Source organism: Nitratireductor sp. CH_MIT9313-5, assembly GCF_037029545.1.
GTDB lineage: Bacteria > Pseudomonadota > Alphaproteobacteria > Rhizobiales > Rhizobiaceae > Chelativorans.
On record NZ_JAYMER010000014.1, the window covers coordinates 586,268 to 611,079 of the forward strand.

General features: G+C 59.4%; 26 protein-coding genes. 19 read left to right on the plus strand and 7 right to left on the minus strand.

Annotated features, from left to right (window positions below; genetic code table 11):
• The first annotated feature begins 3 nt into the window (after positions 1–3).
• The 3 genes from WA367_RS10370 to maiA all read left to right on the plus strand — a co-directional run bounded on the left by WA367_RS10370 (position 4) and on the right by maiA (position 2,817).
• Positions 4–1,377, plus strand: a complete 1,374-nt coding sequence (locus WA367_RS10370) for an aspartate aminotransferase family protein (RefSeq protein WP_336056667.1) — start codon at positions 4–6, stop codon at positions 1,375–1,377.
• 91 nt (positions 1,378–1,468) lie between these two features.
• A complete protein-coding gene (locus WA367_RS10375) occupies positions 1,469–2,170 on the plus strand; it encodes a fumarylacetoacetate hydrolase family protein (protein ID WP_336056668.1) in 702 nt (233 codons plus the stop codon).
• Entirely contained in the window at positions 2,167–2,817 is a 651-nt protein-coding gene (maiA, locus tag WA367_RS10380; protein ID WP_336056669.1) for a maleylacetoacetate isomerase, read from the plus strand. Before WA367_RS10375 ends, maiA begins: the two co-directional genes overlap by 4 nt.
• An 8-nt stretch (positions 2,818–2,825) precedes the next feature.
• On the opposite strand, the gene WA367_RS10385 is transcribed toward maiA, so the two are convergent.
• Together WA367_RS10385 and WA367_RS10390 are read right to left on the minus strand one after the other, a co-directional pair.
• Positions 2,826–3,302 (minus strand): MaoC family dehydratase, encoded by a 477-nt coding sequence (locus WA367_RS10385; protein WP_336056670.1) that lies wholly within the window; start codon positions 3,300–3,302, stop codon positions 2,826–2,828.
• 66 nt (positions 3,303–3,368) lie between these two features.
• The gene (locus tag WA367_RS10390) at positions 3,369–3,935 is read right to left on the minus strand and encodes a GNAT family N-acetyltransferase (protein WP_336056671.1); all 567 of its coding nucleotides are present in this window, start codon (positions 3,933–3,935) and stop codon (positions 3,369–3,371) included.
• Between the two features lie 211 nt (positions 3,936–4,146).
• Between WA367_RS10390 and rirA the strand changes: the two genes are divergently transcribed.
• Entirely contained in the window at positions 4,147–4,605 is a 459-nt protein-coding gene (gene rirA / locus WA367_RS10395) for an iron-responsive transcriptional regulator RirA (RefSeq protein ID WP_336056672.1), read from the plus strand.
• 77 nt (positions 4,606–4,682) lie between these two features.
• On the opposite strand, the gene hemP is transcribed toward rirA, so the two are convergent.
• Complete coding sequence (gene hemP / locus WA367_RS10400; protein WP_336056673.1) at positions 4,683–4,892, minus strand: hemin uptake protein HemP; 210 nt, start codon at positions 4,890–4,892, stop codon at positions 4,683–4,685.
• 234 nt (positions 4,893–5,126) lie between these two features.
• On the opposite strand from hemP, the gene WA367_RS10405 reads away from it, so the two are divergent.
• Genes WA367_RS10405 through WA367_RS10425 form a run of 5 tightly spaced genes read left to right on the plus strand, consistent with a single transcriptional unit; the run spans position 5,127 to position 7,909 of the window.
• A complete protein-coding gene (locus WA367_RS10405; RefSeq protein WP_336056674.1) occupies positions 5,127–5,543 on the plus strand; it encodes a hypothetical protein in 417 nt (138 codons plus the stop codon).
• A gap of 21 nt (positions 5,544–5,564) precedes the next feature.
• Complete coding sequence (locus WA367_RS10410) at positions 5,565–6,260, plus strand: MotA/TolQ/ExbB proton channel family protein (RefSeq protein WP_336056675.1); 696 nt, start codon at positions 5,565–5,567, stop codon at positions 6,258–6,260.
• Complete coding sequence (locus tag WA367_RS10415) at positions 6,250–6,633, plus strand: biopolymer transporter ExbD (RefSeq protein ID WP_336056676.1); 384 nt, start codon at positions 6,250–6,252, stop codon at positions 6,631–6,633. Before WA367_RS10410 ends, WA367_RS10415 begins: the two co-directional genes overlap by 11 nt.
• A gap of 2 nt (positions 6,634–6,635) precedes the next feature.
• The gene (locus tag WA367_RS10420) at positions 6,636–7,016 is read left to right on the plus strand and encodes an ExbD/TolR family protein (protein WP_336056677.1); all 381 of its coding nucleotides are present in this window, start codon (positions 6,636–6,638) and stop codon (positions 7,014–7,016) included.
• Positions 7,013–7,909 (plus strand): TonB family protein, encoded by an 897-nt coding sequence (locus tag WA367_RS10425; protein WP_336056678.1) that lies wholly within the window; start codon positions 7,013–7,015, stop codon positions 7,907–7,909. Before WA367_RS10420 ends, WA367_RS10425 begins: the two co-directional genes overlap by 4 nt.
• 36 nt (positions 7,910–7,945) lie before the next feature.
• On the opposite strand, the gene putA is transcribed toward WA367_RS10425, so the two are convergent.
• Positions 7,946–11,563 (minus strand): bifunctional proline dehydrogenase/L-glutamate gamma-semialdehyde dehydrogenase PutA, encoded by a 3,618-nt coding sequence (gene putA, locus WA367_RS10430; protein WP_336056679.1) that lies wholly within the window; start codon positions 11,561–11,563, stop codon positions 7,946–7,948.
• Positions 11,564–11,726: 163 nt separating this feature from the next.
• On the opposite strand from putA, the gene WA367_RS10435 reads away from it, so the two are divergent.
• A complete protein-coding gene (locus WA367_RS10435) occupies positions 11,727–12,179 on the plus strand; it encodes an Lrp/AsnC family transcriptional regulator (protein ID WP_336056680.1) in 453 nt (150 codons plus the stop codon).
• Between the two features lie 54 nt (positions 12,180–12,233).
• On the opposite strand, the gene WA367_RS10440 is transcribed toward WA367_RS10435, so the two are convergent.
• Together WA367_RS10440 and WA367_RS10445 are read right to left on the minus strand one after the other, a co-directional pair.
• Positions 12,234–13,691 (minus strand): NAD-dependent succinate-semialdehyde dehydrogenase, encoded by a 1,458-nt coding sequence (locus tag WA367_RS10440; protein WP_336056681.1) that lies wholly within the window; start codon positions 13,689–13,691, stop codon positions 12,234–12,236.
• Between the two features lie 121 nt (positions 13,692–13,812).
• Entirely contained in the window at positions 13,813–14,763 is a 951-nt protein-coding gene (locus WA367_RS10445; protein ID WP_336056682.1) for an AEC family transporter, read from the minus strand.
• A 114-nt stretch (positions 14,764–14,877) separates the two neighbouring features.
• Here WA367_RS10445 and WA367_RS10450 point away from each other — a divergent pair, with 114 nt between their 5' ends.
• The 6 genes from WA367_RS10450 (at position 14,878) to WA367_RS10475 (ending at position 20,295) form a co-directional block, all read left to right on the plus strand.
• Positions 14,878–15,432: a histidine phosphatase family protein gene (locus WA367_RS10450; RefSeq protein WP_336056683.1), complete on the plus strand. Its 555-nt coding sequence runs from the start codon at positions 14,878–14,880 to the stop codon at positions 15,430–15,432.
• 95 nt (positions 15,433–15,527) lie between these two features.
• Positions 15,528–15,809, plus strand: coding sequence for an acyl carrier protein (locus WA367_RS10455; RefSeq protein ID WP_336056684.1), 282 nt, complete (start codon positions 15,528–15,530; stop codon positions 15,807–15,809).
• A 30-nt stretch (positions 15,810–15,839) separates the two neighbouring features.
• Positions 15,840–17,024: a beta-ketoacyl-ACP synthase gene (locus WA367_RS10460; RefSeq protein WP_336056685.1), complete on the plus strand. Its 1,185-nt coding sequence runs from the start codon at positions 15,840–15,842 to the stop codon at positions 17,022–17,024.
• A 14-nt stretch (positions 17,025–17,038) separates the two neighbouring features.
• Positions 17,039–18,307: a beta-ketoacyl-ACP synthase gene (locus WA367_RS10465; RefSeq protein ID WP_336056686.1), complete on the plus strand. Its 1,269-nt coding sequence runs from the start codon at positions 17,039–17,041 to the stop codon at positions 18,305–18,307.
• A gap of 34 nt (positions 18,308–18,341) precedes the next feature.
• Positions 18,342–19,373 (plus strand): zinc-binding dehydrogenase, encoded by a 1,032-nt coding sequence (locus WA367_RS10470; RefSeq protein WP_336056687.1) that lies wholly within the window; start codon positions 18,342–18,344, stop codon positions 19,371–19,373.
• Between the two features lies 1 nt (position 19,374).
• A complete protein-coding gene (locus WA367_RS10475) occupies positions 19,375–20,295 on the plus strand; it encodes a lipid A biosynthesis lauroyl acyltransferase (RefSeq protein WP_336056688.1) in 921 nt (306 codons plus the stop codon).
• Between the two features lie 2 nt (positions 20,296–20,297).
• On the opposite strand, the gene WA367_RS10480 is transcribed toward WA367_RS10475, so the two are convergent.
• Positions 20,298–20,678 (minus strand): L,D-transpeptidase, encoded by a 381-nt coding sequence (locus tag WA367_RS10480; RefSeq protein ID WP_336057109.1) that lies wholly within the window; start codon positions 20,676–20,678, stop codon positions 20,298–20,300.
• 263 nt (positions 20,679–20,941) lie between these two features.
• Here WA367_RS10480 and WA367_RS10485 point away from each other — a divergent pair, with 263 nt between their 5' ends.
• The 3 genes from WA367_RS10485 to WA367_RS10495 all read left to right on the plus strand — a co-directional run bounded on the left by WA367_RS10485 (position 20,942) and on the right by WA367_RS10495 (position 24,790).
• Positions 20,942–22,219 carry an acetylornithine deacetylase/succinyl-diaminopimelate desuccinylase family protein gene (locus tag WA367_RS10485; RefSeq protein WP_336056689.1) on the plus strand — a complete coding sequence of 426 codons (1,278 nt, stop codon included), beginning with the start codon at positions 20,942–20,944 and terminating at the stop codon, positions 22,217–22,219.
• 149 nt (positions 22,220–22,368) lie between these two features.
• Positions 22,369–23,829, plus strand: a complete 1,461-nt coding sequence (locus WA367_RS10490) for an ABC transporter substrate-binding protein (RefSeq protein WP_442935574.1) — start codon at positions 22,369–22,371, stop codon at positions 23,827–23,829.
• Positions 23,830–23,845: 16 nt separating this feature from the next.
• Positions 23,846–24,790 (plus strand): ABC transporter permease, encoded by a 945-nt coding sequence (locus tag WA367_RS10495; RefSeq protein WP_336056691.1) that lies wholly within the window; start codon positions 23,846–23,848, stop codon positions 24,788–24,790.
• Positions 24,791–24,812: the final 22 nt, after the last annotated feature.

The following is a 24,812-nucleotide window of genomic DNA, read 5'->3' on the forward strand; positions in this document are numbered from 1 at the left end:
AACATGCTTTTGAAAAATGACCAGCTCGACCAGTGGGATCGCGAGAATTTCTTCCACCCGTCCACGCATCTGGCGCAGCATGCGCGCGGCGAAAGCGCCAACCGCATCGTCACTGGCGGCTCGGGCGTCTATATCGAAGACCGCGACGGCAACCGTCTGCTCGACGCCTTTGCCGGCCTCTACTGCGTGAATGTCGGCTATGGACGCACCGAAATTGCCGACGCCATCGCCGAACAGGCCAAGGAGCTGGCCTATTACCACGCCTATGTGGGCCACGGCACGGAAGCCTCCATCACGCTGTCGAAGATGATCCTGGACCGTGCACCCGACTGCATGTCCAAGGTCTATTTCGGCCTTGGCGGCTCTGATGCCAACGAGACCAATGTCAAGCTGATCTGGTACTACAACAATATTCTGGGTCGCCCTGAAAAGAAGAAGATCATCTCGCGCTGGCGCGGATATCACGGCTCCGGCCTGATGACTGGTTCGCTGACCGGTCTCGAGCTCTTCCACAAGAAGTTCGACCTGCCCTTCGCACAGATTCTGCACACCGAAGCGCCTTATTACTACCGCCGCCCGAAAGCGGAGATGAGCGAAGAACAGTTCACCGCTCATTGCGTGGCAGAACTGGAAGCGCTGATCGAGCGCGAAGGCGCCGACACGATTGCTGCCTTCATCGGCGAGCCGGTGCTTGGCACAGGCGGTATCGTTCCGCCACCTGCCGGTTACTGGCAGGAGATCCAGAAGGTCCTGAAGAAGCACGACATCCTGCTCGTCGCCGACGAGGTCGTGACAGGCTTCGGACGTCTCGGCTCCATGTTCGGCTCGCTGCACTACGACATCGAGCCCGACCTCATCACCATCGCCAAGGGCCTTACCTCCGCCTACGCCCCGCTTTCCGGCTCCATCGTCGGCAAGAAGATGTGGGAAGTTCTGGAGAAGGGTACAGATGAAAACGGCCCCATCGGCCATGGCTGGACCTATTCCGCCCACCCGATCGGCGCGGCAGCAGGCATCGCCAATCTGAAGCTGGTGGACAGCCTCGACCTGGTGAAGAACTCGGCAGAGACCGGCAATTACTTCGTCCAGGCGATGAAAGATGCTGTCGGCGATCATGCTCATGTGGGCGATGTTCGTGGCGAAGGCATGCTTTGCGCCGTGGAATTCGCCAAGGACAGGCAAGCGCGCAGCTTCTTCGACGCTTCCGAAAAGATCGGTCCGCAGATGGCCGCTGCCCTATTGGAAAATGGCGTCATCGGCCGCGCCATGCCACAGGGTGATATTCTCGGTTTCGCCCCGCCGCTCTGCCTGACGCGGGAAGAGGCCGACAAGATTGTCGATGCAACCGCAAAGGCCGTGAAAAAGGTCTTCGGTTAAGCCTATCGGGCGGCGCCTGCCAAAAGGTCGGCGCCGCCCCATTGTGTGAAGCGCGCAAACACGTCATGTCTTGCGTTCCGGAGGGACATTCATGACTGCATTTGCGATCAATCCACCTGAAACACCATCCATTGCAATTGAAGGTGACAAGAAGCGCTTCCCCGTACGCCGCATCTTCTGCGTTGGCCGCAATTATGCCGCCCATGCCCGCGAAATGGGCGCTGATCCGGATCGCGAACCACCCTTCATCTTCATGAAGCCCGCTGACGCCGTTTGTGATGACGGCGGTACGATCCCCTACCCGCCTCTAACCAACGACCTTCACCATGAGATCGAGCTCGTGATCGCCTTGTCCAAGGGCGGATCGAATATTAGCGAGGAAGAAGCACTGGGCCATGTCTGGGGCTACGGCGTCGGTCTCGACATGACGCGACGCGATCTGCAGGCAGAAGCAAAGAAGAAAGGCCGCCCGTGGGACTGGGGTAAAGGCTTCGACCACTCTGCCATTTGCGCAGCCTTGAGGCCGATCGTCGACAACGGCCATCCCGAAAGCGGGCGCATCTGGCTCAACGTGAATGACGTGCACAGACAGGAAGGTGATCTGGGCGACCAGATTTGGAAGCCCGCGGAAATCATCGCCTTCTGCAGCAGAAGCGTGAGACTTGAACCCGGCGACCTCATCATGACCGGCACGCCCGAAGGCGTCGGCGCGGTTGTCGAGGGCGACAGGCTTGTGGGTGGCATCGACGGGATTGGTGAAATCAACGTCACAATCGGGAATCAACAGGCATGAGCAAGCCCGTCCTGCACAGCTATTTCCGCTCTTCGACCTCCTACAGAGTGCGTATCGCGCTGGAGATGAAGGGCATCACCTATCAGTACCGCGCACATCATCTGCGCGAGGGTGAGCATCGCAAGGCTGTTTATCTGGCGGTAAACCCGCAGGGTCTCGTTCCGGCCCTTGTCTGGAGCGATGGCACGATGATCGCGCAGTCACTGGCGATCATCGAATATCTGGATGAGATGGTCTCAAAGCCCCGCCTGCTGCCCAAGGATGCGGGCGGGCGCGCACGGGTGCGCATGCTTTCGCAGATGATCGCATGCGACATCCATCCGCTGAACAATCTGCGCGTTCTAAATGCCCTGCAGGAGCGTTTTGGTGCGGGAGACAGCGCGATCACGGCCTGGTTCCGGCACTGGGTTCACGAAACCTTCGAGCCTCTTGAGCGGATGCTTGCCGAGAGTGAGGATACCGGCAGGTTCTGCCATGGCGACGAACCGGGAATGGCCGATATCTGCCTGGTGGCGCAGGTTACTAACAACAGGCGCTTCCAGGTCGATATGGACCCCTACCCCACGATCAACCGGATCAATTCCGCCTGCCTGGAGCTGGAACCGTTTCGCAAGGCGGCTCCCGAGAACCAGCCGGACGCGGAATGAGCGATTGCTCAATCCTTGGCGTTTGGGACCAATAGAACCAGCGTGTCGGCAACCAGGGCCGGTTTCTCCACACCTTCGATCTCGATCTGAGCATTGTTTCGCAAAAGAAGCGACCCGTCCGGCCGGTCTTCAACTGCCCCGAGAACCGAACGCAGGCGCACCCTTGAACCAACCTTGACCGGTGAAAGAAAACGCAGCCGGTCTATGCCGTAATTGATGATCGCACCCAAATGGTCCGGCCAGGCACCGATCTCATAGGACAGGCGCGTCATGAGTGAGACAGTCAGATAGCCATGGGCGATCGTGTCGCCAAACGGGCTCTCCTTGCGCGCACGGGCCTGATCGACGTGGATCCATTGATGGTCGCCGGTCATGCGCGCAAAGTCGTCGATCATTGCCTGATCAACCAGCACCCAGTCCGAGACGCCGACCTCTTCGCCGACCAGCCTTCGCAGCGCGTCGATGGATTGAACTTTCTGCGCCACAACATTCCTCCCGCGATAACGACAGCAGGTGTGAAACGCGCAGACGCCAAGGTCAAGCCGTTACGTTCAAGCAGCGACTTCAGCGGGGTCCGCAACCTGGCTGCGGGATGGCAGTACACGCGGAGATAGATCAGGCTCAACCAAGGCCGGTGAAAGCTCGATCAGGCCCACCGTCTCCCCCTCTTCAAAGGACAGCCGTGCATTGAACTTGGCAGCCAAAGACCGCATGGCCCTGTTCTGCGGGTGGGTAGTGACTCGCAACCGCGTATAGCCAAGGGCGCGGGCGTGGGCGATAAGCCGCTGGAACAGCAGGGCGCCAAGGCCGCGATGCTGCAATTCCCGCTCCACGCTGAATGCGATTTCGCCTGTGGGCGGTGTCAGATCGGGACGCTCATGAAGTTCTGCCGCAGCCAACACCTGCCCCTCTTCCACATAACCGACAACGGTCGTACCGTCTTGCAGGCAGCGTTCCGCATAGCGCATGATGAAGGCGTCACTGGCCGTGCCGTTGAAGCGGTCACGCCGGCTCTCAGCGTCCAACCTCAAGAGGTGATCGCGAAACAGAGACATCTCCGACGGGCGCAATCCGCGCACCAGCCCCGGACGTTCGATTTTCAAGCTTGTGCTGGTCACAAGTCGTACTCCTCAAGGCTCCTCCCTCAAGTCAGTCGACTCCCATAAGCGCAATATTGTGCAGCGCAGCATTCATTGCAAGCAGTTCCGTCCGGTCAGAAAGCCGCAGGTCATCACTAAATATGACATGTTTATTCAGCTTATTTGGCGCCAGATCTGGAATTGTTCTAAATGCTCAGCCATATTGGCGGGTGAAGCTGAAAGGAATCATATGCGACTGACGCGACAAACCAATTACGCGATCCGCATTCTGATGTATTGCGCTGCCAATGAAGGCAAGCTGAGCCGCGTGCCAGATATCGCGAAGGCCTATGCGCTTTCGGACCTGTTCCTGTTCAAGATCCTGCAGCCCCTTGTGGAGCATGGTTTCGTGGAAACGGTCCGGGGCCGCAATGGCGGTGTGCGCCTTGCCAAGGATGCTGGCGATATCACCTTGTTCGATGTGGTGCGGGTCACGGAAGAGAATTTCGCGATGGCCGAATGCTTCGAGGATGGAAGCGAGTGCCCGCTTATCGACGCCTGCGGCGTGAACGAGGCGTTACGCAAGGCGCTGAATGCGTTCTTCGAGGTCCTCGCCTCCTATACGATTCAGGACGTGGTTGCCTCACGGCCTAATATGCGCAACCTGCTCGGACTTGATTTCGAGCAGACAGCGGCGACCGCGAACTAGGCTTTTGCCATCTACAACGCCAAGAAGGCATGGGCGCTGATTGCGACCATGCCTTTTTTTCGTGCGTAACCGCAGTGCTACTTGTTTAGGATCAGCTTGCCCTGACGGGTGATCTTCAGACGATAGACCGATCCGTGATGCTCGATTTCAATCTCTTTTAATCCTGCGAAGAGGTCCGAGCTGTTGACTACGCGATTCTGACGACGCGGTTGGGCTTCAGCAGGCTGGCTGAACACAAACTCCGTTCGGTTGCGCTGAACCCTGCTCGGCTGAACAATCGCATTCATCTCAAACCTCCTTCTCTCTTCAGGCTACGGACACAATGTCCGCGGCAGATTATTTGTTGACCATGGCACTCATATTTTTTAGAAATTGCATTAGTGGAGTTATTGAGTCAAGAAATAGCATCAACATATCGGTGACATTCTTGGTCATGGCGAATTAGACTCCCCTCCATGTAGGGTGAGCGGGAAAACTGGGCCGTAACCTGCGATCAGTTGTGCAATAGGGGGAATTCATTCGTGAGGACACTTGCCTCGATCCTGATGGCTGCAGCCATGCTGACAGCCGCTCCGGCGCATGCTCAGGAAGAGCAGCAGAAATTGAGCATTGAACTCAATGGCGTTGCTGCCGTCGAAAATGGTTGCCGCCTGACTTTCGTTGCCAGCAACACTCTCAAGCAGGACATCACTAAAGCGGCCTATGAGTTCGCCATCTTCAACAGCAAGGGGCTTGTTGAAAGGCTGAGCGTTCTCGACTTTCAGGACCTGCCTGCAGGCCGCACAAAAGTCCGCCAGTTCGACATTGGCGGCATCGCGTGTGAGAATCTTTCCCGTATTCTCGTGAATGAAGCGAAGAGCTGCGAGGGTGCATCTGCCGATGTCTGTCTCGGCCAGCTTGAAGCATCATCCAAAGCCGACATCGATTTCGGCACCTGATCCTGCCCGGAGCTCAAACTCATGCCTGCCGATCTTATCCAGACCGTTTCATCCTTCATGGCCCTTGGCGGCCCGGTCGTGGCACTACTGGTCGTCCTGTCCGTATTCGCATTCGCGCTCATATTGTTGAAGCTCGTGCAGTTCTGGCGCGAACGCGTCGGCCGCCACGGGCGCGCACGCCGCGCGCTGAGCGCCTGGCAGAAAGGCGACAAGGGAGCCGCGAGAGCCCTGGTCGCCGACGATCGTGCACCCGTTTCGGCAGCTATTGCGACCGCAATGAAGATGTTTGCCAGCGGACAGACATCGCGCAACCTGATTGAAGCGGAAGTCGCTCGCGTGGCCGGTGCCCGCCTGCACGACCTGCAGCGCGGCTTTCGCGCACTTGATGCAGTCTCGCAGGTTGCCCCGCTGCTTGGCCTCTTCGGCACCGTTCTGGGCATGATCGAGGCATTTCGCAAACTGCAGGAAGCCGGCAATGCGGTCGATCCGTCCCTGCTTGCTGGAGGTATCTGGGTTGCGCTTCTGACCACGGCTACCGGCCTTGCCATCGCCATGCCGGTCTCGCTGATTCTTGCCTGGTTCGAGACGCGTCTGGAAAACGAGCGGGTCGAGATCGAAACGCTGACCGGTGCTCTTCTAAACGGCACGGAAAGCCAGACGAGCGCAGAACCGCAGGCAGACGTGTTGGCCGCAGGCAATCCCAGCCATGCGCATTGAAACGCCCGTAAGGCGAAGAAGGCCGATCGGCCTGACTTCCCTCATAGACGTCATCTTTCTTCTGCTCCTGTTTTTTATGCTCTCATCGAGCTTCACCCGCTTTGCGCAGGTGGAGATCACGGCGGGAAGACAAGGCGCTTCGGCTGCATCGAGCAGGCCCGACATCATCATCCGCCTGATGGAGGACGGATGGCAGGTCAATGGCGAGACTTTAGCTAAAGAAGCGGCAATGACGCGCCTCAGCGAATTGCAGGCTGCAGGAGCGCAAAAGGCAGCACTCACCTTGCGCGGCGAAGTTACCTCTCAGGCACTCATTGATGCGGTTGAGGCGATCAACACCAAGACCACCCTCCAACTGTCCGTGGCGAACTGAAGATGCGGCTGACACGTCCCAAACCCGCAAATCGTGGCGAGCCCACCATCGCACTGATCAACATCGTCTTCCTGATGCTGATCTTCTTCCTGATCGCGGGAACGCTTGTGCCGCCGCAGCCCGAGCAGCTGGAACTCATCGCCACCAGCGAGGCAGAAAACGCGCCTCCGCCGGACACCTTGTTCATCAACAGCGACGGCGAACTCATGCAGGCATCCGGCCCGGTGACGGTCGAAGAGTTCATGGCAGCACAAGACGAGGGATCGACCATTCGCCTTGCCGCCGACCGCAATCTGGCAGCTGCAAGGCTTATCGAGGTGGCTGCCAAACTTCGTGAAGCGGGTGCGGACCGGGTTGTTGTCGTGACGGAGCGCGCGCGATGAACTTCAAGTCAGCACCCAGATGGCTGATTGCACTCGGCCTGTCGGCCGCCATTCACCTGACGACTGCAGCCGCTTTTCTAAGCGAACCACCGGCAACCATGATCGAAGGTGGTGGTGCAACACAGATCACCCTTTCAGCAAGCGCAGGATCGGAAGCCCCAGCCGAAACACCCCTCGAGCAGCCTGTGCAAGCGGTGGTAGAGACAGAGAGTGTCGAAACTCCGGTGGAGACCGATGTCGCGGCGCCTGTCGATACGAGCACTCCGGTGGAAACAGCGCAGACGGTGGTTTCATCACCGGTTGAGCCTCCGGTTGCGGAAACACCAGAGACCGAGATTGCTCCCACCGCGCCGACGGAAACCGTGACGGCTCTGGCCAATATTCCCCTGCCCACGCCACGCCCGACATATACCCCACCGCCAAAGCCGGAGAAAAAAGCGGTTCGAAAGAAGCAGATACAGAAGAAAGCTGCGGCAAAACCGGCCGGAAAACAGTCCAAGGCGGCTGCCAAGCCGCGGAAGAAGGCCGCAGCTCCAAAAGGCCAGGCGCAGGCCGCGCGTCGTGCTGGAAAGAAAACGGCCGCACGCACCACGGCCACCGGCAATGCCGCTATTTCCAACTATCCGGGCAAGGTAGCGTCAAAACTACGACGCGCGCTGCGCTATCCCCGAGAAGCCCGCCGTCAGAAACTGCGTGGGGAGGTCCGCGTCGCATTCACCGTCAATAGAAATGGCGGCGTCAGCGGCATCCGCATTGTGCGTAGCTCCGGCTCGAACATCCTGGATCAGGCAGCCATAGCTACAGTGAAGCGCGCCGCACCCTTCCCCCAGATTCCGCCGCAGGCCGGGCGCAACAGCTGGCCCTTCACGATCCCGCTGGCATTCCAGCGCTAGGAAAGCGGCCCGGCGAGATTGCCGGGCCATTTCACATCATACCGCGGCCAGCAGGCTGGCATTGCCACCCGCAGCGGTCGTGTCCACACAGACAGCCCTCTCGTGACAATAAGCTTGCTGATAGATGACTTCACTCACAAGCGGAACGATTGCCCCTTCCCGCCGCGAAAGCGCCTGCCGAAGCTCGCGCAACCAGTCGGCGGCACCGCTGGCGGCAACCACATCAAGCTGCAATTCTTCAAGCGCGCCTGCCGCCAATACACCATCGGCAACGGCAAGCGGCAGATTGCTGCGGATGAGTGGCTTGAGAATGGCACTTGCTTCCGGATGCACCGCAAGAACGCCATTGCCGGCTGCCAGCGCCTGGATTACCTGCGCAGCCAGGCTGTCCGCGTCTGCTCCAAGGCACAGCACCCGCCCCCGCGCAACAAGCTGCAAGGCATTGGCCTCGCCTGTAGGCCCGGGCAGGTCGATGGGGCCAAGATCAAGTGCTGCCGCCTCTTTCAGGACATCCGACCAGCGCCCGCGAAGAGCACGACGCAGTTCCGCGACGCGATCCAACTTCTGATCCCACTTTTTCGCCGTTGGATCAGGCATGAGCTTCATCGCTTCCGCCGTAGAAACCTCTCGCCCCTCCGGGCTGGCTGCGGAAGCCGAAACTGATACGCGGAATCGCCGCAAATAGTTCGGCCCCCCAGCTTTCGGTCCGGTTCCCGAAAGCCCCTCGCCACCGAATGGCTGGGAGGAGACGACAGCGCCGATCTGATTGCGGTTCACATAGATATTGCCGACATGCACCCGGTCCACGATGTCCTGCACACGAGCGTCGATGCGGGTGTGCAGGCCGAAGGTAAGACCGAAGCCGCGCGCATTGATGTCCTCAATGACCTTGTGCAGGTCTTCCGCCTCAAAGCTCGCTACATGAAGTACGGGCCCGAACACTTCGCGTTCGATCTCGCCAATGCCGTTCACCTTGAACGCGCTTGGGGCGACGAAACGACCATTGCGCGGTGCCTCGACCTTGGCCAGCAGGCGACCCTTTTGCTCCATGGCTTCGACATATCCGGTTATCGAGCTGTAGGCTTCATCGTCGATAACGGGTCCGACATCACTGTGGACGTGCCACGGATCGTCAATGACCAACGCCTGCATCGCCCCTTGCAGCATCTTCAGGACGCGGTCTTCAACGTCCTTTTGCACATAGAGAACCCGCAATGCCGAACAGCGCTGGCCTGCGCTCTGGAAGGCGGACGCCACGATGTCACGCACGGCCTGCTCGGCAAGCGCGGTGGAGTCCACGATCATGGCGTTGAGACCGCCGGTCTCCGCGATCAGCATGGCGTCGGGTGCTGCCGTCTTCGCAAGCTGGCGCTCGATGATACGCGCAACCTCAGTCGAACCGGTGAAGCAAACGCCGGCAATGCGCGGATCTGCCGTCAGAGGCGCACCAACCTGCTCTCCGTCACCGGGGATGAGTTGCAGCACATCGCGGGGAACACCCGCTTCGTGCATAAGCTCGACGGCGCGCGCAGCAATAAGCGGCGTCTGCTCCGCCGGCTTGGCGACAACGGCATTGCCCGTGACCAAAGCGGCTACCACCTGCCCGGTGAAGATCGCGAGCGGAAAGTTCCATGGCGAGATGCAGGCGATCACACCGCGCGCATCTGTGTCCTTCTCCGCTCCTGCGGCCTCATTGGCGTAATAGTGCAGGAAGTCCACCGCCTCGCGAATTTCCGCAACGCCGTCGAAAAGCGACTTGCCGGCCTCGCGGGTCACCAGCGCGAAGATCTCGCCCGCATTGGCCTCGTAGAGCTCAGCGACCTTGCGCAAGATATCTGCGCGTTCAGAAACCGGCTTTTCTGCCCAGGCAGGCTGCGCCTTGACCGCAAGACCGATTGCGTCCTCGACGATCTGAGCATTGCCTTCAACGACCGTCCCGACAACCTCGTCCGGCCGGGCGGGATTGGTCAGGATACGCTTGCTGCCGTCAGCCTTTGCACTGGTCAGCGGTACGGCATGCCACTGGTGGGGCGCTGCAAACGGTGCGCGCGCCTGCTCTATATTCTGGAGGGTGACCGTATCGGTTATGTCCCATCCGCGCGAATTTTCGCGACGTTCGGCAAAGATGGTGGATGGCAGCGGGATGGCCGGATTCCGCGCAATCACGTTCTGTGTGATCTTGTCGAACGGATCGGCTGCTATTGCTTCCGCAGGCACATCTTCATCTACGATCTGGTTCACGAAGGACGAATTGGCGCCATTCTCCAGCAGGCGACGCACCAGATAGGCCAAAAGATCCTCATGTGCGCCCACCGGTGCATAGATGCGGCAGCGCGTGCCATGCTGTTTGCGCACGATCTCGTGCAGCGCATCGCCCATTCCGTGCAGCCGCTGAAACTCGAAAAGTGACTTGTCCGTCCCGAGATTGAGTATCGCCGCCACCGTATGGGCATTATGAGTGGCGAATTGGGGATAGATGCGGTCTGTCAGCGAGAGCAGCTTGTGCGCACATGCGATGTAGGAAACATCCGTGTTTTCCTTGCGCGTGAAGACCGGATAGCCTTCCAGACCCAATGTCTGCGCCCGCTTGATCTCCGTATCCCAATAAGCCCCTTTCACCAGACGCACCATGATCCGTCGGTCGAGCTTGCTGGCAAGCGCATGGAGCCAATCGATCACGTAGGGCGCGCGCGGTCCGTATGCCTGCACCACCACGCCAAAGCCATCCCAACCCTCAAGGCTGGGATCCGACAGGACGCTTTCGATCACATCAAGCGAAAGATCGAGACGATCGGCCTCCTCTGCATCGATATTGAGCCCCATATGGGCTGCTTTGGCAGCCTGGCAGAGCTCTAGAAGACGCTCATGCATGACAGGCAACATGCGCGCCTTTTGCGTGGCCTCATAGCGTGGATGAAGCGCGGACAATTTAACCGAGATGCCCGCATTTTCGCGTATGTCATCACTCTTGATCGTCGCCTTCAGCGCTGTAATCGCGTCGCCATAGGCTCGGTGATAGCGCAGCGCATCCGCTTCCGTACGCGCGGCCTCGCCCAGCATGTCATAGGAATAGGTATAGCCCTTTTCCTGCAGCGGGCGTCCCTTCTTCAAGGCTTCCCCGATGGTCTGGCCAAGCACAAACTGCTCGCCCATCTCCCGCATGGCAGCACCAACGGCGGTGCGAATAACCGGTTCGCCCAACCGGCGCACCAGCCCGCGCAGGACCGCTTCAACACCAGCACCTCGCTCATCAAGAACGCGGCCGGTGAGCATGAGCGCCCAGGTTGATGCATTGACGAAGATCGATGCAGACTCTCCCGAATGCGCTGACCAGTCATGCGGCGTGATCTTGTCGCGGATCAGATCGTCAACCGTCTCGGCGTCGGGAACACGAAGAAGAGCCTCGGCCAGGCACATGAGCGCCACACCCTCGCTGGTGGACAGCCCATATTCAGACAGGAATGCTTCCATAAGATGCAGGTCGGAATTCGCGCGAACCTTTTTCACCAGCCGAACAGCGTCGGCCTTTATGGCTTCCCGGCGTGCATCCGAAAGATTGGCCAGGCGAACCAACCGCTCCAGCGCAACTTTCTCCTCCACCAGGTAATTTGCACGAATTTGTTCACGTACAACGGACAAGTCCGTAGAACCCATGAATTGCGCTCCTCAGAGATACATTTATAAGTTGTACAAATTTTTATAGGACTGACTGACTCTAACATGTTGCGCTAAGCGCATCGGTCTGAATTATGGAAATCGAAAGTCGGTTTGATCTATATTTCAGCCCGCCAAGGAACGGATTGGGAGCCAATTTTATATGCCCACAAGTCAATTGGACCGAATCGACCAGAACATCGTCGATGCCCTTTCCAAGGATGGTCGGCTTTCGGTTAGCAGCCTTGCCAAGCAGGTCGGGCTGTCAAAGACCCCGGTGCAGGCACGTTTGCGCCGTCTGGAGAAGGAAGGCTTTATCCGTGGCTACACGGCCATCATTGATCGCGAGCGCATGGGGGAAGGCCACATAGCTTTCGTTCAGGTGACATTGTCGGATACGCGATCGGTTGCTCTTGCCGAATTCAACAAGGCGATCATGGAGATCCCGGAAATCGACCAATGCCATATGATCGCGGCGAATTTCGACTATCTGCTCAAGGTGCGCACACGCGACATTTCCAGCTATCGCCGCATCCTGGGCGAACGCATTTCCACCCTGCCTTACGTTTCTCACACCTCCACATTCGTGGCCATGGAGACGGTGAAGGATCGCTAACGCGGTCGAACTTGTGGGCGCAGCAGCGCCGCTTACGCGGCGCTGCGTGTGTCTCTAAAGTCCCAATCCGCCGAGGCAGACATATTTGGTGTCGAGATAATCTTCGATGCCCTGATGACCACCTTCCTTGCCAAGTCCGGATTCTTTCAGCCCGCCGAAGGGGGCCTCCACGGTGGTGATGATCCCTTCATTGACGCCGACTAGACCGTATTTCAGCCCCTCCATGACTCGGAAGCTGCGACCGAGATCGCTGGTGTAGAAATAGCAGGCAAGACCGAAAGCCGTATCATTGGCCATGGCAACACCTTCTTCCTCGCTTTCAAAGCGGAAGATGGGAGCGACGGGCCCGAAAATCTCGTCCTGCATGAACTCCATTTCAGGCGTGGCGTCAGAGATGACTGTCGGCTCGAAAAAGGAACCGCCGAGTTCATGCCGCTTTCCACCAGCCTCGACCTTGCCGCCCTTTGATGTGGCATCCTTGATGAAGGCTTCCACTTTTTCCACGGCCTTGTCGTCAATGAGCGGGCCCTGTTGCGTCCCCTCGTCCAGGCCCGATCCGACTTTCAGCCGCTTCGTCTCCTCCGCCATGCGGGCCACAAAGCGGTCATAGATCCCAGACTGGACGAAGAAACGATTGGTGCATACGCATGTCTGCCCGGAATTGCGGAACTTTGCAGCAATTGCCCCTTGCACGGCACGTTCAAGATCGGCGTCATCAAAGACAAGGAACGGCGCATTGCCGCCAAGCTCCATCGAGACCTTCTTCACCGTGTCCGCGCATTTCTTGATGAGGATCTTGCCCACATCCGTGGACCCCGTGAAGGTGATCTTGCGCACCAGCGGGTTTTCGCACAGTACATCGCCAATATCTGACGCGGAGCCGGTGACAATATTCACCACACCAGCGGGAATACCCGCCTCTTCACAAAGAACACCCCAGGCCAGACCGGAATAAGGTGTCTGCGACGCGGGCTTCGCCACCACGGTGCACCCTGCGGCGATAGCCGGACCGATCTTGCGGGCAAGCATGGAGGACGGGAAGTTCCACGGCGTGATCGCCCCAATGACGCCGACCGGTTCCTTGATCACCATGATGCGCCGGTCCGCCCAGGGCGACGGCACCGTGTCACCATAGATGCGCCGGCCTTCCTCTGCGAACCAGAGGACATAGGCCGCCGACATTCCGACTTCGCCCTTGGCTTCGGCCAGTGGCTTGCCTTGCTCCAGAACCAGCAGCTCGGCGAGCGCGTCCTGGTTTTCGAGAATCAGATCATGCAGGCGGCGCAGCATCTGCGCACGTTCGTTGGCGGTGGTTTTCCGAAAGCTTTCAAACGCTTTCTGCGCAGCCTCGATCGCGCGCTTCGTCTCTGCGCGACCGCATTTCGGCACGCCGCCGATACGCTGTCCATTGGCCGGGTTCGTAACGTCAATCACCGCATCATTGTCTGCGGAAACCCAGGCGCCATCGATATAGTTTGCCTCGCGCAGAAAGTGGCTTGTTTTCTGAAGCATGAATTCCTCCTCGGCTGCGTCTTGCAGCACTCCAGCCGGCGGCACGGCTGTTGATCATCGCAAAGCGCACAGAAATGCGCTGACCGCCAAAGCTAGCACCCTTGCAGGTCGCGGCAAGAGGCTAGCTGAACACGGATGCGGTGACAGCGATCCAGAAGGCCGTTGAGAGGAAGGCCAGTGCCGTGCCGATTGTCATGGCATTGGAAGCCAGACGCTGGCCCGTGCCGAACTGGGAGGCGATGAGGTAGGGATTGACGCCGCAGGGGAAGGAAGCCGCAGTCACCACGGCAATAGCGGTGATCGGGGAAAGATCAAGAGCGACTGCCAGTCCCAGCGCAATGGCCGGCATCAACATTTGCTTGTAGAACGCGATCAGGATCGCGGGACGTACATCTCCCTTGATACCGTAGCTGCGAAGCCCCAGCCCCATCGCAAACAACGCAACCGGTCCCGCAACATTGGCGAGGGAATCGATCAGCCTCTCGGCAAGAGAGGGCAGTTCCAGGCCTCCGGCCCGCCAGATCAGCCCACCGAGAATGCCAATGATCAACGGATTGGTGAGCATGCGCTGAGCCAGCCCCTTGAGAACCGACAGAATAGAGAAGGAACCCTGCTGCTGAGGGTCGTGCAGATTGTACAGAAGGATCGAGACGCCCGTCATGATCGGCAGATGGATCGTTACGATCAGCGAAAGCTGCTCGAAGGCCTCCTGCCCGTGTACGCCCAGCATGAACGGAATGCCCAGAAGCACCAGATTTGAGAAACTGCCCGCAAGCCCGGCCACGACGCCTGCGCGCCCGTCACGCTTGAATATGTGGACAAGCGACAGTTGCGAGACAGTCCATGTGATTGCGATTGCCGTAAAATAGGTAATCCACAGCCCCCAGGGCAGCCCCTCGCCGAATTGCGCGTTCGACATGGTGCGAAACAGCAGAAGCGGCACGGCGATTGTGACAGCGAAACTCGTTATCACCTCACCCGCATCCTTGCGCAGCAAGCCAAACCAGCCGGTCAGATAACCGAGCGCAACGAGGCCAAAAACATATCCGATGGTTTCAACAAGCGAGGACATGGTCGTTTGCATATGGGCACTAGGAAATGACGGCAAGCCACGGTTGCGCCGAAAGCGACTGTTTCGTTGCGCCAGCCTTACCTATATGAATGTCCTGCTGCACAAGGACGTCACATGCATCGCCTGATCATTTCGCTTCTACTGCTCATCCTGCCTTTGCCGGCCATGGCCACGGAGGCCGGTTGGGCCTTGCTGCGCAATGGCGGCCAGGTTGTATTGCTCAACAGCGCAGCCACCAACGGCACCAGCGAGCCTTCCAATTTCGACATCGAGAACTGTTCGACACAGCGAAATCTTTCCGCGCGTGGTCGCCAACAGGCCAAGCGTATCGGCGCCCTTATCTTCGCCCGTTCAGCTCCTGTGGAAGAGGTCGTGACAAGTCGTCACTGCCGCTCCCGTGATACCGGCCTTCTGGCCTTTGGCGATGAGGAAATCGAAATTTGGCCCGCCCTCGATAATTTCGAACCGGAAAGCGCCGTTGCCGAGGAAAGCATTGCCGCGATCAGGGAGAAGATCGACACCTATTCGGGTTCGGGAAACCTGTTCCTGGTCACCCAGGAGGAGGTGATCCGTGCTCTGACAGGTGCCCGTGTGCGAGACGGAGAAGCCGTAATCCTGTCCCGCGGGGGCGACCAATTATCGGTTGCCGCGCGCATCAGGTTCAACTGAAGCGTGGCCGTAGGGCCTTTTCCTGCCACAAAAAAGCGATTACAGAGCCCACTTCGCCCTTATTCTTTTAGAAGCCTCTTGTTCGGGGACGCATCGTGACAACCACTTTCGACAAGGTAGCCGACATTATCGCTGAGACCAGCGAGATCGACCGCGAAACGATTACGCCGGAAAGCCATACCATTGATGACCTCGGCATCGACAGCCTGGACTTCCTGGACATCGTCTTTGCCATCGACAAGGAATTCGGCATCAAGGTCCCGCTCGAGAAGTGGACGCAGGAAGTCAATGACGGCAAGGTTTCCACCGAAGAATATTTCGTCATGAAGAACCTCTGCGCCAAGATCGACGAACTGGTCGCAGCCAAGGCTGCCTGAACATCACGCGCACGGGACGGAGAAGTCTGCATGAGCGGCAATGACGTGGTCATCACCGGAATAGGGATCGTTTCGTCCCTTGGCCTTGGCATAGATGACCACTGGGATGCGGTGACCGCCCCACAGCCGCAGCCCGTGGTCGATTCGCAGCGTTTCGCCCCCTACACGGTTCACCCGCTTCCTGAAATCGACTGGTCGCAGCAGATCCCGAAGCGCGGCGACCAGCGCCAGATGGAAACATGGCAGCGTCTCGGCACCTATGCGGCAGGTCTTGCATTGGACGATGCCGGGATGAAGGGAGACGAGGCGCTCGTCTCCTCAATGGATCTGGTGGTTGCAGCCGGCGGCGGCGAGCGCGACCTTGACGTCGATCAAGCCATTCTTGATGCCTCTCTCAAGCGAGACGACCACGGCGTACTGCTCAACGAGAAGCTCACGACAGAACTGCGCCCCACACTCTTTCTGGCTCAGCTGTCGAACCTGCTGGCCGGCAATATCTCCATTGTTCACAAGGTAACCGGCTCCTCGCGCACCTTCATGGGTGAAGAAGGTGCAGGCGTGTCCGCCATCGAAACAGCCGCAGCACGCATCGCATCCGGCCAGTCGAGCCATCTCCTCGTGGGTGCCGCCTTCCAGACCGAGCATCCCGACATGCTGCTGGCCTATGAGCTTGGCGGCTACCTGCAGCATGACGGCTGGTCTCCTGTCTGGTCGCGTAGTGCTGACAATGGCGGCGGGATCGTGACCGGCTCCGGCGCCGCCTTCCTCATTCTTGAATCGCGCGAACATGCGCAAAAGCGCGGCCGTGAGGCCTATGCCAGGATTTCCCGCGTGACATCGGGCCGCAACTGGCGCGACCGCGGGTTCGTTGATGCACTTGCCGCGATGGCGGCGAAGGCCACCAACGGCAGCACACCGGATTTTGTTCTTTCAGGCGCTTCCGGCGCACACGCCGCCACCAATGCAGAGGCTGATGCGCTGAAATCACTTGGCGCACCTGTGCGCGGCATGAGCAGCCTGAGCGGCCACCTGAAGGAAGCGCAGTTTCCCTTCGCCGTGGCCCTTAGCGCCATGGCACTGCATCGCGGGAAGGTGCCCTCACCTTTTGCGCCCGAGCATGGTGAATCAGATTCATCTTCGAAGCCGCAGAACGCTCTGGCAACCGCCATCGGCTATCACCGTTTCGAGGGCATGGCGCTCCTCGAGCAGGCTTGAACGGAGTAGCGTTCATGAAGACCACAGATCATCTCGGCCGTCCGCTCGTGGCAGTCACCGGCATGGGCGTCGTCACCTCTCTTGGCCGGGGCAAAAGCGACAATTGGGAAGCACTGACCAGCGGCAAGTCGGGCATCCACGAGATCACGCGCTTCCCCACGGATCATCTGGCGACCCGTATTTCCGGCATGGTGGACTTTCTGCCGGAGAGCAAATTGGGGCCGACGCGCCTCACCCACGCGCTTGCTGATATTGCCGCGGAAGAGGCGGTGGCCGAAGCTGGCTTGTCCGGGAATAATTTTGATGGCCCTCTCTTTCTTGCAGCCCCTCCCGTCGAGTTGGACTGGAAGCATCGCCTGGACCTTTATGCCCGTTCCACTCGCGGCGGTGACTGGCACAGCCTGATCGAAGCCGCCCGTGAAGCCAAGGCGAAGGGGCTCTTCGATGAGACGCAGTTCTCCTCCATCGCCGACAGCCTTGCCGACAAATACGGCACCAGCGGCCTGCCCGTGACCCTGTCCACCGCCTGTGCATCGGGTGCAACCGCAATTCAGCTTGGAACCGAAGCCATCCGCCGCGGCGAATGCAACCGTGCTCTTGCCATTGGCGCTGATGGATCGGCAACGGCAGAGGCTCTGATCCGCTTCTCGCTCCTCTCTGCCCTGACAACGCAGAATGACGAGCCGGAAAAGGCTTCCAAGCCGTTTTCCAAGGATCGCAGCGGTTTTGTGCTCGCCGAAGGCTCTGGTGCGCTCGTGCTGGAATCGCTCGAAAGCGCGCTGGCGCGCGGTGCAGAGGTTCTTGCCATCATGCGTGGCTGCGGTGAGAAGGCGGATGACTTCCACCGCACCCGCTCCAAGCCTGACGGCTCACCGGCAATAGCGGCGGTTCGCTCAGCCCTTGCCGATGCAGGCATGGATACCGGCGAGATCGAGTATATCAACGCCCACGGCACTTCCACGCAGGAAAACGAGAAGATGGAGTATCTCTCGCTTTCCACGGTGTTCGGAGACCGGATCAAGTCGATCCCCGTCTCCTCCAACAAGTCGATGATCGGCCACACCCTGTCGGCGGCCGGTGCGATCGAAGCGGTCTTCTCCATCCTGACGATGCGCGAGGGCGTTATCCCGCCTACGATCAATTACGAGACCCCCGATCCTGCCATCGAACTGGATGTGGTGCCGAACGAAAGCCGCAAGGCGAATGTCTCGACGGTTCTGTCCAATTCCTTCGGCTTCGGTGGTCAGAACACCTGCCTTGTCATGGCTCGCGAAGCGGGCTGAGCCTCAAGCTCTTTCGAGAAAAGATCTGAATTCCATGCGTGCACTTCAACTCGTCGCCGACCGCAAGCTTGAAATCACCGAGATTGCGCCTCCTCCGGCCCCCGCCCACGGCGAAGTGACACTGCGCATCAAGGCGGTCGCCCTCAATCACATCGATGTCTGGGGCTGGCGCGGCATGGCATTTGCCAAGCGCAAACTGCCGCTGACGGTTGGTGCCGAGGCTTCCGGCGTGGTCGATGCGGTCGGTTCGGGCGTTGTCGGCCTGCAGCCCGGTCAGCTGGTCTCCATCTATGGCGCACGCACCTGCGGCCTGTGCCGCCCCTGCCGCGAAGGACGCGACAATCTGTGTGAACATGTCGGTGGGGTCCACGGCTTCCACCTGGACGGGTTTGCGCAGGAAAAGATCAACATGCCCGCCCGCCTGCTCGTTCCCGCACCTCCCGGCGTCGACGAGATCGGCGCAGCGGTCGCGCCTGTGACCTTCGGCACGGTCGAGCATATGCTGTTCGACAATGCCAAGCTTGAGCCGGGCGAAACCATACTGGTTCATGCAGGCGGTTCTGGTATCGGTTCTGCGGCCATCCAGCTTGCAAAGCGCATGGGCTGCACGGTCATCACGACAGTCGGCTCGGACACCAAGATCGAGAAGGCCAAGGCCCTTGGTGCCGACCACGTGATCAACTACCGCGAAGACCGTTTCGAAGGTGCCGTGCGCAAAATCACCAGGAAGCGCGGTGTGGATGTCGTCTTCGAGCATGTTGGTGCCGACACCTGGGCCGGCTCCATGCTCAGCCTCAAGCGCGGCGGCCGTCTGGTCACCTGCGGCTCGACCTCAGGCGTCTCGACCAGCATGAACCTGATGCAGCTTTTCCAGCAGCAGTTGAAGCTGCTCGGCTCGTTCGGCTGCCGCATGGAAAACATGGCCGACGCCATGCAGAAGATGGCTGCAGGGCTCGTTCACCCCGTGATCGATACGGAAGTCGGTTTCGAGGAAATCGCCAAGGCACTTGAGCGCATGGAAGGCCGCGACGTCTTCGGCAAGATCATTCTGCGCCTTCCCGAATAGTATGAAACCGTTCATCGCCAAGCTGCTGCGCGGACTGAAGCAGGCTGAATACTGGATCACCGCCCGCTTCGCACTCACGGCACTTTTCCTGCTGCGCCTCCTGCCTATGGAGAGCGCGATGAATTTTGCCGAGCGCGTTGCGCGCAAGCTCGGGCCGCTGTTCGGCAGACACCGCGTCGCAACCTCCAATCTTCGCGCCGCCTATCCTGACAAGTCCGACCACGAGATCGAAGCCATCGCCTCCGACATGTGGGCGAATATGGCGCGGCTGGCGGTGGAATATATCTATCTGGACCGCCTCTTCGACTACGATCCGCAGGCAAAGGAATCCGGCCGGGTCGAGGTCAAGGGCGCAGAGATTTTCGAGCGCATCCGCAATGAAGGCGGGCCGCACATCTTCTTCACCGCACATCTGGGCAATTTCGAATTTCTGCCGATTGCCGCAGCAACATTCGGGCTGAGCCTGACCGCGCTCTTCCGCCCGCCGAACAATCCCTATATCGCGGACTACATCTACAAGACCCGCAGCTCATCCATGGGCGGTCTGCTGGCCTCTCGTGCAGGTGCCGCCTTGCAGCTCGCACGCGTTCTGGAAAAAGGCGGCAATGTCGGCGCGCTGGTCGATCAGAAATTCATGCGCGGTGTGCCGACGACCTTTTTCGGGCGGGCCTGCCAGACCAGCCCGCTGGTCCCGAAACTTGCCCGCCAATATGAGTGCGACGTCTACCCGGCTCGCTGCATTCGGCTTCCCGATGGCCGCTACCGGCTGGAGATAGAGGAGTGCCTGACCCTACCGCGCCTAACCGATGGAGCCATCGACGTGCCGGCCATGGCGCAGATGCTCAATGACACTGTAGAACGCTGGGTGCGTGAAGATCCCGGCCAGTGGATGTGGTTCCACAAGCGCTGGCAGATCCGGTAGCCCTACCGCGTCACGACGATCCGGGTGTTCTTCGCCCCTACCTGCTTCACCAGCGAATACAGGCGGGCGGCATTCGCCGTGTGCAGTCTCACGCAGCCATGCGACGCCGGACGGCCCAGCCTGCTGACTGCATTTGTTCCGTGCACGGCATATCCGCCATAATAAAAGATCGCATAGGGCATCGGAGACATATCATATTTGCGTGAGTGCCACATGCGATGCATTCGCGTTGGCCTCCAGGTGCCTCGCGGCGTGACATAGCCTTTGCGGGCTGTCGATACCTTCCAGCGGTGCAGCACCTTGCCGCGATAGGTCACGGTCATGGTCTGTCGCGAAAGGCTGACCTTGGCAACAAGACTGCTGCTATGTGCATGTGCAGGCATCGCAGCAGCCGCAAAAATGAGGCTGCACGCCAGCACGAATCGGACAACAATTTTCATGGAGCCCCCCTCCTGATGCGCTTCTCGAAGAAGCTGATGTCCCCTCTGCTTCTCATTTTAGGCGCGAAACGCACAAGTTCCACATGATTCGGGCCGGTGGGGTTAAGCTCACGTCAATGTGACAGAATGAAATTGTCCGTTCTGGCCCACTCTCATGCACCAGCCGCCCCTTGCATAGCTCACGGGTAAACGGCTCAATTACTGCCATGAAAGACAAGATCACAGCCGCAATTGACGAACGCCGCCAGGACCTGATCGCACTCACCGTCGATCTGATCCGCTTCCCCACAATCAACCCGCCAGGCGAGGCCTACACGCCCTGTGCGGAGTTCATTGGCAAGCGCCTGGGTGCAGCGGGTTTCGACGTGGAATATGTGCGCGGTGAAGGAACGCCGGGCGACAGCGACCGGTATCCACGCACCAATGTCATTGCCCGCTACGAAGGCAAGGGACCCGGCCCGACCATTCACTTCAACTCACACATAGACGTGGTGGAAGCCGGCGAAGGCTGGACCATGGACCCTTTCGAGGGTGTGGTGAAGGACGGCCGCGTCTATGGTCGCGGCGCCTGCGACATGAAAGGCGGACTGGCAGCTTCAATCATTGCGGCCGAAGCCTATATCGCCGCCAATCCGGATTTTCATGGCGCCATCGAGGTCTCCGGCACCGTTGATGAGGAGTCCGGCGGCTATGGCGGCGTCGCCTATCTGGCGCAGAAAGGATACTTCTCAAAGCCCCGCGTCGACCACGTGATCATTCCCGAGCCGCTGAACAAGGACCGCATCTGCCTTGGCCACCGCGGCGTCTGGTGGGCGGAGATCGAAACGGAAGGTTCGATCGCCCACGGCGCCATGCCGTTTCTGGGCGATTCCGCCATCCGCCACATGGGCGCTTTTCTGGCTGAGCTTGAAAAGGAGCTGTTTCCGGCTCTCGACCGCAAGCAGACCCGCATGCCGGTCGTGCCGGAGGGCGCACGTCGCTCGACCCTCAACCTGAACTCCGTGCATGGTGGCCAGACGGAAGATTTCCAGCCAGGACTGCCCTCCCCCAATGTGGCTGATTCCTGCCGTCTCATCATCGACCGCCGGTTCCTTCTTGAGGAAGACATCAGCGAGGTGAAGGACGAGGTGATTTCCATTCTGGAACGTCTCAAACAAGAACGGCCCAACTTCCGCTACGCGGTGCGAGACCTGATGGAGGTTCTCCCGCTCATGACCGACGAGGATGCGCCCGTGCCCACGGCCATCGCCGATGCAATCCGTGAAGTCTTCGGAAAGGACCCGGAATTCGTTATTTCGCCCGGCACCTACGACCAAAAACACATCTCCCGTCTCGGCCATCTGCACGACTGCGTGGCATATGGTCCGGGCATCCTCGACCTTGCGCACCGCCCGGACGAATGGGTTGGCATTGACGACATGATGGAATCCGCGAAGGTCATGGCCATGAGCATCGACACGCTTCTGAAACAGCCGCGCCGTTAGAGCACCACTTTCACCGACAAACTTTCTGTAGAGACGCCGGAAGCGATTTACTCGTGAAGGAAATCAGGTTTCTATAGCCGCCGACACAAGGTCCCAAAGAGACAACAAGGTTCCGGGGAGGTATCGCGGTGAAGTTGATCGCAAGACTGATGGGTGCGGCTGCAATTCTGGCAGTCAGCATGAGTGCGGCCATGAGTGCACGCACGGACCTGGTCGTAGGCGTGGTTCTCGAACCGCCTCATCTTGATCCCACTGCCGGTGCTGCTGCTGCAATCGATGAGATCGTCTACGCCAATGTGTTCGAAGGCCTGACGCGTATCGGCCCGAATGGCGAGGTGCAGCCCGCTCTTGCAGCAAACTGGACCGTCTCCGGCGATGGCAAGAGCTACACCTTCAAGCTGCGCGAGAACACCAAGTTCCACGACGGCACGCAGCTTGATGCGGAAGACGTGAAGTTCAGCCTGGAACGTGCAATGGCTGAAAGCTCGACCAATGCGCAGAAAGGCCTGTTCGAGGCCATTCAGTCCGTCGAGACCATCGACCCCGCCACTGTCACGGTGAACCTCAAATACCCCCAGGGCTCGTTTCTCTACAATATGGGTTGGGGCGATGCGGTGATCGTTGCGCCGGAATCTGCTGACACGAACAAGGAAAAGCCGATCGGAACTGGCCCCTTCAAGTTCGAGAACTGGGCCAAGGGCTCATCCGTCACCCTCACCCGCTTTGAAGATTACTGGGGCAAGAAGGTTGCGCTCGAGAAGGTGGAGTTCCGTTTCATTCCCGACGCGGCCGCTGCCGTGCCCGCGCTTCTTTCCGGCGACGTCCATGCATTTCCCAATGCGCAGGTTGGAGATGCACTGGGACAGATTCAGGCCGATCCGCGCTTCGAGGTCGTGGTAGGCGCGACCGAGGGTGAGACCATCCTCGCCATGAACAATGGCAAGGAACCCTTCAGCAATCTGAAGGTCCGGCAGGCCATTTCCCATGCGCTTGACCGTGACGAGATCATTCTCGGTGCTTCCTCCGGCAATGGCGTGCCGATCGGAAGCCACTTCTCGCCGGCAAATGATGCCTATGTCGACCTGACGGATCTTTATCCTCATGACACTGAAAAGGCCAAGGAACTGCTGGCGGAAGCCGGTTTTGCGGATGGGTTCAAGGCAACCCTGAAACTCCCCCCACCTGCCTATGCGCGCCAGGGCGGCGAAATCATCGCCTCTCAACTGCGTGAGATCGGCATTGAGCTCGAGATCATTCCGGTTGAATGGGCGCAGTGGCTTGAGCAGGTCTTCACCAACAAGGACTATGACCTGACCATCGTTTCTCACACTGAGCCGAACGACATCAACATCTATGCGCGCGAAGATTATTATTTCGCCTATGACAATGATGCCTTCGACGCGGTGATCGAGAAGCTCGACCAGGAGGCGGATCCTGAAAAGCGCAAGGAGCTTTACGCCGAAGCTCAGCGCATCATTGCCGAAGACGCGGTCAACGGCTTCCTCTTCCAGCTTCCGAAGACCGGCATCTGGGATGCCAAGCTGAACGGCATGTGGGAGAACCAGCCAATCCAGGCCAATGACGTCACCGGCGTTTCCTGGGATGACTGACGGGTAAAACGAGCCGTTGAGTGCCTATATCGCAAAGCGCGCACTGACAGGGTTTGCCACATTGCTCGTGGCATCCCTGGTGGTGTTTGCGGTGCTGGAGATCCTGCCCGGTGATCCTGCGCGCATCATGCTAGGCATGAATGCCTCGCCCGAGGCCCTGGCAGCCCTGCGCGACGAAATGGGCCTCAACCAGCCGCTTGTCACCCGCTATCTCGACTGGGTGGCAGGCATGGCGATGGGTGATCTGGGACGTTCCTACACCTATTCCACACCGGTCAGCGAACTCATTGCTGAGCGCCTGGAGGTATCCCTGCCATTAGCACTGCTTGCCTTGGCTTTATCGACGCTGATTGCGATACCGGTCGGCGTCTATGCCGCATCGCGGCGCGGCCAGGTGGCAGATACGGTCTCCATGGGGCTTGCACAGATCGGGGTAGCCATACCCAATTTCTGGTTCGCGCTTCTTCTGGTCTATGTGTTTGCAGTTGGTCTGCGCCTGGTGCCAGCCGGCGGCTTTCCGGGATGGGATAACGGCTGGCAGGCCCTGAAGGCACTTCTCCTGCCTGCAGTATCGCTTGCCCTTCCGCAAGCGGCCATCCTCGCCCGTGTCACCCGCTCGGCCATGCTCGAAGTGCTCGGCGAGGACTATATCCGCACCGCTCGTGCAAAAGGCCTGCCGCGAAGGACGGTCCTCTGGAAACACGCGTTGCAGAACGCGCTGATCCCCGTACTGACCATTCTCGGCCTCCAATTCGCATTCCTGCTTGCCGGTACGATCATTATCGAGAATGTCTTCTACCTGCCTGGCCTCGGTCGCCTCGTCTTCCAGGCTATCAGCCAGCGCGACCTGATTGTGGTGGAAGGCGTGGTGATGCTGCTCGTCGCCGCGGTTATCCTCGTCAATCTGTTGGTGGACCTCCTCTACGCCGCAGCCGACCCGCGTTTGAGGACCTCCCGTTGAGCATCGATCCCGTATTCGAGGC

What these genes read in the sequence shown, in the direction of transcription:
- WA367_RS10410 (WP_336056675.1), top strand. Translation starts at nt 5,565, where the DNA reads ATGCCTGCCGATCTTATCCAGACCGTTTCATCCTTCATGGCCCTTGGC.
- WA367_RS10415 (WP_336056676.1), top strand. Translation starts at nt 6,250, where the DNA reads ATGCGCATTGAAACGCCCGTAAGGCGAAGAAGGCCGATCGGCCTGACT.
- hemP (WP_336056673.1), bottom strand. Translation starts at nt 4,892, where the DNA reads ATGAATGCGATTGTTCAGCCGAGCAGGGTTCAGCGCAACCGAACGGAG.
- maiA (WP_336056669.1), top strand. Translation starts at nt 2,167, where the DNA reads ATGAGCAAGCCCGTCCTGCACAGCTATTTCCGCTCTTCGACCTCCTAC.
- WA367_RS10370 (WP_336056667.1), top strand. Translation starts at nt 4, where the DNA reads ATGCTTTTGAAAAATGACCAGCTCGACCAGTGGGATCGCGAGAATTTC.
- WA367_RS10450 (WP_336056683.1), top strand. Translation starts at nt 14,878, where the DNA reads ATGCATCGCCTGATCATTTCGCTTCTACTGCTCATCCTGCCTTTGCCG.
- WA367_RS10470 (WP_336056687.1), top strand. Translation starts at nt 18,342, where the DNA reads ATGCGTGCACTTCAACTCGTCGCCGACCGCAAGCTTGAAATCACCGAG.
- WA367_RS10435 (WP_336056680.1), top strand. Translation starts at nt 11,727, where the DNA reads ATGCCCACAAGTCAATTGGACCGAATCGACCAGAACATCGTCGATGCC.
- WA367_RS10375 (WP_336056668.1), top strand. Translation starts at nt 1,469, where the DNA reads ATGACTGCATTTGCGATCAATCCACCTGAAACACCATCCATTGCAATT.
- WA367_RS10440 (WP_336056681.1), bottom strand. Translation starts at nt 13,691, where the DNA reads ATGCTTCAGAAAACAAGCCACTTTCTGCGCGAGGCAAACTATATCGAT.
- WA367_RS10460 (WP_336056685.1), top strand. Translation starts at nt 15,840, where the DNA reads ATGAGCGGCAATGACGTGGTCATCACCGGAATAGGGATCGTTTCGTCC.
- WA367_RS10420 (WP_336056677.1), top strand. Translation starts at nt 6,636, where the DNA reads ATGCGGCTGACACGTCCCAAACCCGCAAATCGTGGCGAGCCCACCATC.
- WA367_RS10445 (WP_336056682.1), bottom strand. Translation starts at nt 14,763, where the DNA reads ATGTCCTCGCTTGTTGAAACCATCGGATATGTTTTTGGCCTCGTTGCG.
- WA367_RS10480 (WP_336057109.1), bottom strand. Translation starts at nt 20,678, where the DNA reads ATGCCTGCACATGCACATAGCAGCAGTCTTGTTGCCAAGGTCAGCCTT.
- WA367_RS10490 (WP_442935574.1), top strand. Translation starts at nt 22,369, where the DNA reads ATGGGTGCGGCTGCAATTCTGGCAGTCAGCATGAGTGCGGCCATGAGT.
- putA (WP_336056679.1), bottom strand. Translation starts at nt 11,563, where the DNA reads ATGGGTTCTACGGACTTGTCCGTTGTACGTGAACAAATTCGTGCAAAT.
- WA367_RS10475 (WP_336056688.1), top strand. Translation starts at nt 19,375, where the DNA reads ATGAAACCGTTCATCGCCAAGCTGCTGCGCGGACTGAAGCAGGCTGAA.
- WA367_RS10485 (WP_336056689.1), top strand. Translation starts at nt 20,942, where the DNA reads ATGAAAGACAAGATCACAGCCGCAATTGACGAACGCCGCCAGGACCTG.
- WA367_RS10425 (WP_336056678.1), top strand. Translation starts at nt 7,013, where the DNA reads ATGAACTTCAAGTCAGCACCCAGATGGCTGATTGCACTCGGCCTGTCG.
- rirA (WP_336056672.1), top strand. Translation starts at nt 4,147, where the DNA reads ATGCGACTGACGCGACAAACCAATTACGCGATCCGCATTCTGATGTAT.
- WA367_RS10465 (WP_336056686.1), top strand. Translation starts at nt 17,039, where the DNA reads ATGAAGACCACAGATCATCTCGGCCGTCCGCTCGTGGCAGTCACCGGC.